The 12,140-nt window shown below is 65.8% G+C and carries 11 protein-coding genes; 7 read left to right on the top strand and 4 right to left on the bottom strand.

The annotated features are described in order from the left end of the window. The first annotated feature begins 141 nt into the window (after positions 1–141). Positions 142–1,119, top strand: a complete 978-nt coding sequence (locus AC5Y3Z_RS02395; protein ID WP_473139279.1) for an Acg family FMN-binding oxidoreductase — start codon at positions 142–144, stop codon at positions 1,117–1,119. Here the strand turns inward: AC5Y3Z_RS02395 and AC5Y3Z_RS02400 are convergent, their stop codons facing one another. From AC5Y3Z_RS02400 to AC5Y3Z_RS02410, 3 genes are read right to left on the bottom strand one after another with little or no spacing between them, the layout of a single operon-like run. Beyond that, positions 1,120–2,832, bottom strand: a complete 1,713-nt coding sequence (locus AC5Y3Z_RS02400; RefSeq protein ID WP_473139131.1) for a GAF domain-containing sensor histidine kinase — start codon at positions 2,830–2,832, stop codon at positions 1,120–1,122. After that, positions 2,829–3,482 carry a hypoxia response regulator transcription factor DosR/DevR gene (dosR, locus tag AC5Y3Z_RS02405; protein WP_463827638.1) on the bottom strand — a complete coding sequence of 218 codons (654 nt, stop codon included), beginning with the start codon at positions 3,480–3,482 and terminating at the stop codon, positions 2,829–2,831. Before dosR ends, AC5Y3Z_RS02400 begins: the two co-directional genes overlap by 4 nt. Before the next feature lie 22 nt (positions 3,483–3,504). Continuing rightward, positions 3,505–4,287 carry a universal stress protein gene (locus AC5Y3Z_RS02410; RefSeq protein WP_473139132.1) on the bottom strand — a complete coding sequence of 261 codons (783 nt, stop codon included), beginning with the start codon at positions 4,285–4,287 and terminating at the stop codon, positions 3,505–3,507. Between the two features lie 178 nt (positions 4,288–4,465). Here AC5Y3Z_RS02410 and AC5Y3Z_RS02415 point away from each other — a divergent pair, with 178 nt between their 5' ends. Genes AC5Y3Z_RS02415 through AC5Y3Z_RS02425 form a run of 3 tightly spaced genes read left to right on the top strand, consistent with a single transcriptional unit; the run spans position 4,466 to position 8,217 of the window. Next, the gene (locus AC5Y3Z_RS02415) at positions 4,466–6,796 is read left to right on the top strand and encodes a nitric-oxide reductase large subunit (RefSeq protein ID WP_463827636.1); all 2,331 of its coding nucleotides are present in this window, start codon (positions 4,466–4,468) and stop codon (positions 6,794–6,796) included. A 3-nt stretch (positions 6,797–6,799) separates the two neighbouring features. Continuing rightward, positions 6,800–7,423, top strand: a complete 624-nt coding sequence (locus AC5Y3Z_RS02420) for a hypothetical protein (RefSeq protein WP_473139133.1) — start codon at positions 6,800–6,802, stop codon at positions 7,421–7,423. After that, positions 7,420–8,217, top strand: coding sequence for a slipin family protein (locus AC5Y3Z_RS02425; protein ID WP_463827634.1), 798 nt, complete (start codon positions 7,420–7,422; stop codon positions 8,215–8,217). Before AC5Y3Z_RS02420 ends, AC5Y3Z_RS02425 begins: the two co-directional genes overlap by 4 nt. A gap of 95 nt (positions 8,218–8,312) precedes the next feature. Here the strand turns inward: AC5Y3Z_RS02425 and AC5Y3Z_RS02430 are convergent, their stop codons facing one another. Further along, a complete protein-coding gene (locus tag AC5Y3Z_RS02430) occupies positions 8,313–8,645 on the bottom strand; it encodes a hypothetical protein (protein ID WP_473139134.1) in 333 nt (110 codons plus the stop codon). A 23-nt stretch (positions 8,646–8,668) separates the two neighbouring features. Between AC5Y3Z_RS02430 and hisN the strand changes: the two genes are divergently transcribed. From hisN to AC5Y3Z_RS02445, 3 genes are all read left to right on the top strand, one after another. Then, positions 8,669–9,448, top strand: a complete 780-nt coding sequence (hisN, locus tag AC5Y3Z_RS02435) for a histidinol-phosphatase (RefSeq protein ID WP_473139135.1) — start codon at positions 8,669–8,671, stop codon at positions 9,446–9,448. 81 nt (positions 9,449–9,529) lie between these two features. Then, the gene (locus tag AC5Y3Z_RS02440) at positions 9,530–10,915 is read left to right on the top strand and encodes an acyl-CoA dehydrogenase family protein (RefSeq protein WP_473139136.1); all 1,386 of its coding nucleotides are present in this window, start codon (positions 9,530–9,532) and stop codon (positions 10,913–10,915) included. 21 nt (positions 10,916–10,936) lie between these two features. Continuing rightward, positions 10,937–12,139, top strand: a complete 1,203-nt coding sequence (locus tag AC5Y3Z_RS02445; protein ID WP_473139137.1) for an acyl-CoA dehydrogenase family protein — start codon at positions 10,937–10,939, stop codon at positions 12,137–12,139. The last annotated feature ends 1 nt before the right edge of the window (position 12,140 follow it).

The following is a 12,140-nucleotide window of genomic DNA, read 5'->3' on the forward strand; positions in this document are numbered from 1 at the left end:
GGTTACTATCCGCCGGTGCAGGCCGGGTGCAGCAGGGCCAAAGGTCCCACACCGCCGGGGCTTCGTGCCCTGCCCTGGCAGCGGCCGGCGGACGATCCTAAAACGATGACCACAGTCATCGATAGGAAGGGCTCGGCACCCATGAACGCCCAGTTCCCCGATGCCGACACGCTGCGGACGGTCCTCACTCTGGCCACCCGCGCACCGTCGATTCACAACACCCAGCCGTGGCGCTGGCGGGTGCGTGCCGCACGTCTGGAGCTGTTCTCCGAGCCGGAGATGCAGCTGGAGAACACCGACCCGGACGGGCGCGATCTGATCATCAGTTGCGGTGTCGCGCTCCATCACTGCGTGGTCGCGTTGGCGTCGATGGGTTGGCACGCGAAGGTGAGTCGGTTCCCCGATCCCGACAACTCGCGTCACCTGGCCACCCTCGAGGTGGTGCCGCAGCCTCCCGACCAGCCTGACATCGCACTGGCGGCGGCCATTCCGCGGCGGCGAACCGATCGCCGTGCCTACAGTTCCTGGCCGGTACCTGGCGGCGACGTCGCGCAGATGGCCGCCCGGGCTGCGCGCAGCGGAGTCATGCTGCGCCAGATCGACGCGCTGGACCGAATGAAAGAGATTGTATGCAAGGCGGTTTCGGACCATGCCGGTAACGACGCCTACATGCGCGAGCTGACCACGTGGAGTGGCCGGTACGGCGCGGTGGCCGGTGTTCCGGCCCGCAGCGCTCCGCCGTCGGACCCCAGCTCCCCGATTCCCGGCCGCCTGTTCGCCGGACCTGGGCTGGCGCAACCGTCGGGCATCTCCCCCGCCGACGACAGCAGCGCCATCCTGGCGCTGGGCACCGAGAACGACGACCGGTTGGCGCAACTGCGCGCCGGGGAAGCCACCAGCATCGTGTTGCTCACCGCCACCGCGATGGGTCTGGCGTGCTGCCCGATCACCGAACCGCTGGAGATCGCGGCGACCCGCGACGCGATCCGCGCCGACGTGTTCGGCGCCCGCGGCTACCCGCAGATGCTGCTGCGCGTCGGCTGGGCCCCGATCAACGCCGATCCGCTGCCGGCGACGCCTCGGCGCCGGTTGGCGCGCGTCGTCGACTGGCCCGAATAGTTATTGGAGCAACGGTGCCGACCAGCGCAGCAACGTGCCGCCGGTGGGCAGGTTCTCGACGAGAAACTCACCACCCGACTCCTCGGCCCGACGCTGCAGATTGATCAGACCGCTGCCGGTGTAGTCACCCGGCATGCCGCGGCCGTTGTCGCTGACCTCGATGCACAGGTCGTCGTCGACGCGCACCCGCACCGTCAGGGTGGTGGCCTGCGAGTGGCGCGCGGCGTTGCTCACCGCTTCCCGGACCACCGCCTCGGCGTGCTCGGCCAATGCGCTGTCCACGACGGACAGCGGGCCGACATATTGCACAGAGGTACGCAATCCGGCTGCGGCGAATTGGCTGACGGCGGCGTCGATTCGCTGCCGCAACCGAGTGATGCCCTGCGAGGCGCCGTGTAGATCGAAGATGGTGGTCCGGATCTCCTGGATCACCGCCTGCAGATCGTCGACCGCCTCGGAGAGCCGTTGCCGCACTTCGGGTTCCATGGTCCGGGGCACGGTCCCCTGTAGGGACAGCCCGACCGCGAACAACCGCTGGATCACGTGGTCATGCAGGTCGCGCGCGATGCGGTCGCGGTCGGTCAGGATGTCGAGTTCGCGCATGCGGCGCTGCGAGGTGGCCAATTGCAGGGCCAGTGCGGCCTGATCGGCGAACGCGGCCATCATTTCGAGTTGGTCGTCGGTGAAGGATTGCGTTGCACCCTGACGCAACACCACGACGACGCCGGCGACGGTGTCGGCGGCGCGCAGCGGCAGCAGCAGCGCTGGTCCTGCGGCGAGCGGCCCCGCTGCGCCGTCCAGGTCCAGCCGGGCGATCTGCCGCGGCGTGCCGTTGACGAATACCTCGCCCAACGCGGTGCCCGCCACCGGAATGGTCTGTCCGGCAATGGTTTCGACCGTGCTACCGACCGTCTCGATCACCAGCAACTCCGAGACGTCGGCGGCCGTTGCGCTGCTGTCGAGCGGCACCGCGACCAGCGCGGCGTCGGCTGCAGTCAGGCTGATCGCCTCCTCGCCGACCAGCCGGAACACCGTGGCAGGTTCGGTGCCGGACAGCAACTCGGTGGCGATGTCGCGGGTCGCCGCGATCCACGACTGGCGCGCCTTGGCCTGTTGGTACAGCCGTGCGTTGGCGATGGCGATACCGGCGGCGGCGGCCAGCGCCTGCACCAGGACCTCGTCGTCTTCGCTGAACGGTTGTCCGTTCGTCTTGTCGGTCAGATACAGCGTTCCGAATGAGATGTCGCGCACCCGGACCGGTACCCCGAGGAACGTCCGCATCGGCGGGTGGTGCTCGGGGAATCCAACCGAGGCCGGATGTCGCGAAAGGTCGTCCAGCCGTAGCGCTTTGGGTTCGTCGATGAGTAGCCCGATGACACCGAGCCCCTCGGGCAGGTGGCCGATCCGCTTGACAGTTTCCGGATCGATGCCTTCGTGGACGAAGTTCAGGACCCGGTTTTCCCGATCGTGCACCTCGAGCGCGCCGTAGCGGGCGTCGACGAGATTGGTCGCCGAGCGCACGATCCTGCGCAACGTTTCGTTGAGCTCGAGACCCGAGGTGACCACCAACATCGCCTCGAGCAGACCGTCGAGCCGGTCGCGGCCCTCGACGATCTGCTCGACCCGGTCCTGCACCTCGACCAGCAGCTCGCGCAGCCGCAGCTGGGACAACGTCTGCCGGAACGGGTGCAGGCTCGGCTCGTCCTGGTTCATCGTCCGTCACCGGGTAACCGCGAGCGCTTCAATTCCGTTGCGAACACGGCGGCTTGGGTGCGCCGTTCCATGCCGAGCTTGGCCAGCAACCGGGAGACGTAGTTCTTCACCGTCTTCTCGGCGAGGAACATCCGGTCCGCGATCTGTCTGTTGGTCAGACCCTCGCTGAGCAGGCCCAGCAGCGTGCGTTCCTGGTCGGTGAGGCCCGACAACGGGTCAGGCTTCTCGGTGGCGTCCCGCAGTTTGGACATCAGGGCCGCGGCCGCTCGATTGTCGAGCAATGACCGGCCCGCACCCACCTCCTTGACGGCGTGGGCCAGCTCCATGCCTTTGATGTCTTTGACCACGTACCCGCTGGCGCCGGCCAGGATCGCATCCAGCATCGCCTCGTCAGAGGTGTAGGAGGTCAGGATCAGGCATCGCAATTCGGGCATGCGGGACAACAGATCTCGGCACAGTTCGATGCCGTTGCCGTCGGGCAACCGGACATCGAGGACCGCCACGTCGGGGTTGGCCGCCGGTATCCGTGACATCGCCTCGGCCACCGAGCCGGCTTCGCCGACGACGTCGAGTTCGGGGTCGGCGCCGAGCAAGTCGATGAGACCGCGCCGCACCACCTCGTGGTCGTCGACCAGGAAGACTCTTACCAACGCGCCCCTCCGAATTCGGTCCCTACAAGTTGCTGCACCGCACGGTCAGCACCGAGGATCCCGCGTTGTAGACACTGCACACCTGCGCGGTATGCGCGTCGGTGACGAACAGCTGCCCCGGTCCGGCGTAGTCGGCCAGGTAGCGGCAGGAATGGCCGGGCACCACCGCCGACTCGACCCGGACATCGGGATACAACCGCGTCCACCTGCTCAAGCGGCGGTCCAATTGTGCCTGCTGTAAACCGTTCTGATCAGTGGTGCGCTTCGCCTGCACCGAAACGGCACGCAACGGGACTTCCCGCAGCCGGGCCTCCCGGAACGCGTGTCGCAGCACCGAACCATTCTCCACCTCCACGACCACCCGGCTGATCTCGGGGGTTGTGCTGCCGTCGGGCCTGCGGTGGATCACTGCCACGGGGCACAGCGACGATCCCGCCAGGGCGCCCGCGACCGATCCCTGGCCGCTACGGGCATGGGCGAGGCCGATCGAGCCGACACAGATCATCGCGGCCGACCTGGACTCCTGCATCAACTTGTTGAGCGGTTTACCCCAGCGGATGTCGGTTTCGACGGTGACGTCGCTGCCGGTTGCTCTGATCGCCCGGAAGGCGTCGTACAGCGCGGCGCGCGCGGCTGCCCGGCACCTTTCGATCCCGGCGCTCTGCAACGCATCGATGACGTAGATCAGTCGCAGCGGAACATCACGCTCAATGGCTTCATCGGTGGCCCACACCGCCGCGTGCAACGCGGCCTTCGATCCGTCGATACCGACGACGATTGCAGGACCAGGCTCGCGGCCGCTCATCGTGGTCTCCTCCTTCGGTCTTTCCGGCTAATCCGAACGTTAGGAGCGGGCCGGATCGATTCCCAGAGGAGTTGGTCCCCGGATCCGGGCCATTAGTCCCTAGCCACCAGGTGAGCGCGCAAATACCATTGCCAGCGCCCGGCGATACAGCCCATCGCCCAGACAGGAGATCCTGCAAATGGCTGTTCAAGAGGTATCGTCCACGCCGAATCCCGCTCAGCCGTCCGCCCAGCCGCTAGTGGGTAAGGGCTGGGTCCAGGGGGTTGCCCTGGTGATGATCTTCGGTTTCCTGGTCATGGGCATCCTGGCCTACCGGACCTACACGGCGGCCATGCCGATGCCGGACAAGGTGGTCAGCGAAACCGGACAAACACTGTTCACCAGCGACGACATCACCAAGGGCCAAGAGCTCTTTCAGGCCCGCGGGCTGATGCAGTACGGGTCGGTGCTGGGTCACGGCGCCTATCTGGGACCCGACTACACCGCCGAATACCTGCGCATGGCGACCGACGACGTCGCCGACCAATTTCGCGCCGAAGGCGTCGCAGATCCGCGCCAACGAGTTGTCACCGAATTCCGCACCAACCGCTACAACCCCGACACCAAGACGCTGTCCTTCACCGCTCACCAGGCCGCGGCCTTCGACCACCTGCAAAATCATTACGCAGCCTATTTCGGTGAGAACTCCACCAAATACGGGTTGTTGCCGCACCTGATCACCGACAAGACGCAGATTCGTCAGTTGACGGCGTTCTTCGCCTGGACCGCTTGGGCAGCCGCGGCCGAACGGCCCGGGCACAAATACACCTACACCAACAACTGGCCGGCCGAGCAGCGCGTCGACAACGGTCCTACCGCGGCGGTCATCGTGTGGTCGGCGCTGTCGCTGATCGCGCTGCTGGGCGGTATCGGCATCATGTTCGCCGTCTACGGCCGCTGGAGCCAGAAGGTCGGTTGGCACGGCGCTGAGACCTCTACGCTGTCTTTCCGGCAACCCGGTGAGGTGGGCCTGACGCCGGCCCAACGAGCCACCATCTGGTTCTTCGCGGTCGTTTCGGTGCTCTTCTTGGCCCAAGCGCTGCTGGGTGCGGCGGCCGAGCACTACCGCGCCGACCTGTCGACGTTCTTCGGCTTTGATCTGGCCCGGATACTGCCCTACAACCTGGCCCGCACCTGGCATCTGCAGTTGGCCCTGTTCTGGACGGCGGCAGCGTTCCTGGCGGGCGGTATCTTCCTGGTGCCGTTCATCGCGCGTCGCGAGCCGAAACGTCAAGCGCTGCTTGCCTACATCCTGCTGGGCGCGGTCGCGCTGGTGGTGTTCGGCTCACTGACCTGCGAAGCCCTGTCCATTTACGGTGTCATCCCCGAAGGCGGGCTGTTCTCCCAGCAGTGGGAGTATCTCGACCTGCCGCGGTTGTGGCAGATCCTGCTCGTCGTCGGGTTGTTCGTGTGGATCGCGATCATCTGGCGCGGCATCCGCGCCCGACTCAAGGGTGAGTCGAAGATGAACATGCCGTGGCTGTTCTTCTTCTCCGGCTTGGCGATTCCGGCGTTCTACGCCGTCGGCCTGCTGGCCACCAGCGACACCCACTACACCGTCGCCGACTTCTGGCGGTTCTGGGTGGTGCACCTGTGGGTCGAAGACTTCCTGGAGTTGTTCACCACCGTGATGGTGGCGTACATGTTCGTGCTGCTGGGTGTGGTGCGGGAACGCATCGCGCTCGGGGTGATCTTCCTCGACGTCATCCTGTACTCGGCCGGCGGCGTCATCGGCACCATGCATCACCTGTATTTCTCCGGAACGCCAGTGGAACACATGGCACTTGGGGCGTTCTTCTCCGCCGCGGAGGTCATCCCGCTGACATTCCTCACCGTGGAGGCGTGGGCGTTCCTGCAACTCGGCGCACGCCAGCAATCCGGTGACGCCAACCCGTTCCCGCACCGCTGGGCGGTGATGTTCCTGGTGGCCGTGGGATTCTGGAACTTCTTGGGAGCCGGTATCTTCGGGTTCCTGATCAACCTGCCGGTGGTGTCCTACTACCAGATCGGCACGGCGCTGACGGCCAATCACGGTCACGCCGCGATGATGGGTGTCTACGGGATGCTCGCCGTCGGACTGGCGATGTTCGCGTTCCGCTATGTGATCCCGGCCGACAAGTGGCCGGAGAAGTTGGCCCGAATCTCGTTCTGGTGCATGAACATCGGACTCGCCTGGATGGTGTTCGTCACACTGCTGCCATTGGGCGTGATGCAGCTGTACCACTCCGTCAACGACGGCTACTTCGAGGCGCGCACCCTGGGTTACATCACCAAACCGGGCAACGCGGTACTCGAATGGCTGCGGATGCCCGGTGACATCATCCTGATTGGCGGTGGCATATTGCCGTTCGTCTGGATGGCCTTGCTGGCGCTGCGCAACTTCCGGTCCGGCACAACGGTGGACGAGCTGCCCGAACATGCGCTGTACACCGAGAACACCGCGGTGGAGCCGACAACGGCGAAGGACTGAGAGATGGCCGCGCCCGCGACGTCGGTATGGCTGATCGCCGGCTATTCGCTGCTGCTGCTGGCCATCGGGTGGTGTTTCGACCTGATGGCACGGCATGCCTCAGCACGCGCAGCGGCTTGGCGCAGCGGGCAATTCAGTTACCGGCCCGACCATGACGCCTGGGTGTGCCCGCGGGATCACTGGCTGTGGCCGACCTCGTTCGATCCCAAGCACCGGGTGATGCGCTACCGGGCACTGCCCATCGTGTGCAACAGCTGCCCGGTCAAGTCCACCTGCACCACGTCGAACCACGGACGCGAGATCAGCCGTGAGGTCGATCCGTGGCCGCATTCGGAAGCCGGCCGTTTTCACCGCGGGATCGCTTGCAGCGTAGCGGCTTTCGGTATTGTGCTACCGCTGGCGATGATGGTCACCAACCACACGCCGGCTGATGTCCTGGTGTTGGCGGGCACCATCACGGTGATCACACTGCTCGGGCTGCCGCTTGCCCGGCACCTGTGGAACACCCCGGCCAACGCGCCGGACCACCTACCACACCGGACCGCGATCGAGGACCAGGTGGCTGCCGCGGTCGACCGCTACTCCACCCGCTGGGGAGGATGGGAAGGCAAGGAGAACAAGACATGACCGGTTTGGTGATCGGTGTGGTCGTCCTCGGGATCGTGTTGCTCGTCGGCCTCGCCGTGGTCTCGCTGTCGGTGCTACGGGAGTACGAGCGCGGGGTGGTGTTCCGGATGGGTCACATCCGTCCGCTGTACCAGCCGGGACTGCGGTTCCTGATCCCGTTGGTGGACAGAATGGTTCGCGTCGACCAGCGCCTGGTGACGCTCACCATCCCGCCGCAGGAGGTGATCACCCGCGACAACGTGCCGGCCCGCGTCAACGCGGTGGTCATGTTCTCGGTCACCGAACCGCTGAAAGCGATTCTGGCCGTGGAGAACTACGCGATGGCCACCTCCCAGATCGCCCAGACCACCTTGCGTTCGCTGCTGGGCCGCGTCGACCTGGACACGCTGTTGGCTCACCGCGAGGACCTGAACAGCGACCTGCGCACCATCATCGAGAAGATGACCGAACCCTGGGGTGTGCAGGTGCGCGTAGTGGAGATCAAGGACGTCGAGATTCCCGAGTCGATGCAGCGGGCGATGGCCCGCGAGGCCGAGGCAGAGCGTGAGCGCCGCGCGAAGGTGATCAATGCCCGCGGCGAACTGCAGGCGTCCGAGGAGTTGCGCCAGGCCGCCGAGACGCTCTCGAAGAGTCCGGCGTCGCTGCAACTGCGTTATCTGCAAACACTTTTGGAGCTGGGTGCCGATCAGAACTCCACCGTGGTCTTCCCGCTGCCCGTCGACATCATCACGCCGTTCCTGCGCAACCCGGACGCGCTGCGCGGCGCGCTGGATGCCGTGAATCACCACGGTTGACGGGTCAATTCACGGCCAAAGCGTTCACCAGTACCACCCGCCCACACACTGGGCAATGCTACGGCCGCAGCCACGGGCGGACCAGCGTCGATGCACTACTCGCCCGGCAGCTGCTCTGGTGGCGCGAAGTTCCAGTTATCCGGATTTTTGGGCGAATACACGACCGGAAACTGCTGTCCTATCGTCGGCCACTGATCGGCGTCGACGACCATTTGCCGGTAGACCGGATGCTCGTTGACGGTCGGCCCGTTCATGACGCCGGAGATGGTGACCAACTGCTCACCGGCTTCCTCTGACCGTGGGCTGACCCCGGTCACAAGCAGGGTGCCGCTGGCCAGTGCGCCGCGTGGCCCGGGCTTGATGAACCGGGGCACGATGAACATCGCCAGCACGGCCACCAGCATGATCAACGCCAGGAATTCCCACATGCCGCCATGGTAGGACTGCAGAAATGAACGACGATCTGCAGTTCGCGCTGGATCTGGCCGATCGTGCGGATACGCTGACCCGCGCCCGGTTCGGCGCGATCGATCTCCGCGTCGACACCAAACCCGACCTGACCCCGGTGACCGACGCAGACCGCACGGTCGAAGCCGAGTTGCGCGAGGCGATCGCGGTCGGCCGTCGCGGCGACGACGTGCTCGGCGAGGAGTTCGGCGGTACGGCCGCCTGCACCGGACGACAGTGGATCATCGATCCGATCGACGGCACCAAGAATTTCGTGCGCGGAGTCCCCGTCTGGGCCAGCCTGATCGCGCTGTTGGTCGACGGGGTGCCGGTCGTTGGGGTGGTCAGCGCCCCCGCATTGCAGCGCCGGTGGTGGGCGGCGAGCGGCGCAGGCGCATTTGCATCGATCAACGGGGCGGCCCCGCGCCGACTGTCGGTTTCGGCTGTCGCGGAACTGGATTCGGCGAGTCTGTCGTTCTCCAGCCTGTCCGGATGGGCGGATCGCGGTTTACGCGAGCAGTTCATCGCGCTGACCGACACCGTCTGGCGGGTACGTGCCTACGGCGACTTTCTGTCGTACTGCCTGCTGGCGGAGGGGGCCGTCGACATCGCGGCCGAACCAGAGGTATCGGTGTGGGACCTGGCCGCGCTGGACATTGTGGTGCGCGAGGCCGGCGGCCGGTTCACCAGCCTGGACGGCACCGCGGGACCGCACGGCGGCAGCGCGGTCGCGACCAACGGCCTGCTGCATGACCGGGTGCTGAACAGCCTGCGCAGCCTGTGAACTAACTAACACGGGCCTATCTATCTTACTCTGGAGTAAGATACGGTTATTCGCAACGCCCCAACGACAGAGGCTGCTGACATGACCGACACAGTTTCGAAAAGCCGATCGCGCACCAAGAAGCGCGATGACCGCCAGATCGGGATGAAACCGCACAAACGCACCGGCGTCGACGTCGCCATCGCGCTGATCACGCCGATCGTCGGCCAGGAGTTCCTGGACAAATATCGGTTACGCGATCCGCTGAATCGGGCGCTGCGGTACGGCACCAAGCAGTTGTTCACCACCACTGCCGCCGCGGGTCGCCAGTTCAAGCGGGTGCAGAACCTGCGGGGTACACCGACCCGACTGAAAGCCAGCGGCAAGAACTACTTCGACCTGACACCGGACGACGACCAGAAAATGATCGTCGAGACCGTCGAGGAGTTCGCCGGCGAGATTCTGCGTCCGGCCGCCCACGACGCCGACGAGGCCGCGAGCTACCCGGCCGGTCTGATCGCCAAGGCTGCCGAGCTCGGGATCACCGCCATCAACATCCCTGAGGACTTCGACGGCATCGCCGAGCACCGCTCCTCGGTCACCAACGTGCTGGTCGCCGAGGCGCTGGCATACGGCGATATGGGACAGGCATTGCCGATCCTGGCGCCCGGCGGCGTCGCGGCCGCACTGACCCACTGGGGCAGCGCCGACCAGCAGTCGACCTACCTCGGCGAGTTCGCCGGTGAGAACGTGCCGCAGGCATGCGTGGCCATTGCCGAACCGCAGCCGCTGTTCGACCCGACCAGGCTGCGGACCACCGCGGTGCGCACCCCGTCCGGCTACCGCCTGGACGGCGTGAAGTCCCTGGTGCCGGCCGCCGCTGACGCCGAACTGTTCATCATCGGCGCCCAGCTCAACGGCAAGCCCGCATTGTTCATCGTCGAGTCGACCGCCAAAGGACTGACCGTCCAGGCCGACCCGAGCATGGGAATCCGCGCGGCGGCCCTGGGACAGGTCCACCTTTCCGGAGTGACCGTGCCACTGGACGCCCGACTGGGCGAGGACGACGCGGCCGACGCCGACTACTCCGAAGCGATCGCCCTTGCCCGGCTGGGTTGGGCCGCGCTGGCAGTCGGAACCTCCCACGCGGTGCTCGACTACGTCATCCCCTACGTGAAGGAGCGCGAGGCCTTCGGCGAACCGATCGCGCGTCGGCAAGCCGTCGCGTTCATGTGCGCGAACATCGCCATCGAACTCGACGGACTGCGGTTGATCACCTGGCGCGGCGCATCGCGTGCCGAACAGGGCCTACCGTTCGCCCGGGAAGCGGCACTGGCCAAGCGATTCGCCTCCGACAAGGGCATGCAAATCGGCCTGGACGGCGTGCAGTTGCTCGGCGGCCACGGCTATACCAAGGAACACCCGGTCGAGCGCTGGTACCGCGATCTGCGGGCCATCGGCGTCGCCGAGGGCGTTGTGGTCATCTAACTTCTAGGCGAAAGACTCATCATGGCAATCAATCTGGAGCTACCGGGCAAGCTGCAAGCGGTGATCACCAAGACCCACCAGGGTGTCGCCGAGCTGGTGCGGCCCATCGCCCGCAAGTACGACCTGAAGGAACACGCCTATCCGGTCGAGCTCGACACGCTGATCAATCTGTTCGAGGGAGCATCGGACTCGTTCAGCTTTGCCGGGGCCGGCGAACTGCGCGGTGCCGACAGCAAAGAAGACAATCACAACGGCGCGAACATGGCCGCGCTGGTGCAGACCCTCGAGGCCAGCTGGGGCGACCTGGCGATGATGCTGTCCATCCCCTATCAGGGTCTGGGCAACGCGGCCATCTCCGCGGTCGCCACCGAGGAGCAACTGGAACGCTTCGGCAAGGTGTGGGCCGCCATGGCCATCACCGAGCCCGGATTCGGCTCGGACTCCGCGGCGGTGTCGACCACCGCGCGACTCGACGGTGACGAATACGTCATCAACGGCGAGAAGATCTTCGTCACCGCAGGTTCGCGCGCCACCCACATCGTGGTGTGGGCCACAGTGGACAAGACGGCCGGCCGGGCGGCGATCAAGTCCTTCGTCGTACCCCGCGAGCACCCCGGCGTCACTGTGGAGCGGCTCGAGCACAAGCTCGGCATCAAGGGTTCGGACACCGCGGTGATCCGCTTCGACAACGCCCGTATCCCCAGGGACAACATCCTGGGCAACCCGGAAATCGAAGTGGGCAAAGGCTTTTCCGGAGTGATGGAGACGTTCGACAACACGCGGCCGATCGTGGCGGCCATGGCTGTCGGCATCGGGCGCGCCGCGCTGGAGGAGATCCGCAAGATCCTCACCAACGCCGGGGTCGAGATCGACTACGATCGGCCCTCGCACGTGCAAAGTGCCGCCGCCGCCGAGTTTTTGCGGATGGAGTCTGACTGGGAAGCCAGCTACCTGCTGTCGCTGCGCGCCGCGTGGCAGGCCGACAACAGCATCCCCAATTCCAAAGAAGCGTCGATGAGCAAGGCCAAAGCCGGCCGAATGGCCACCGATGTCACCTTGAAGACTGTCGAATTAGCCGGCACCACCGGATATTCCGAGCAGACGCTGCTGGAGAAGTGGGGACGGGACTCCAAGATCCTGGACATCTTCGAAGGCACCCAACAGATTCAGCAATTGGTGGTCGCCCGCCGCCTGCTCGGGTTGTCCTCGGCCGAACTCAAGTAAC

This window comes from Mycobacterium sp. NGS61 (assembly GCF_059812325.1).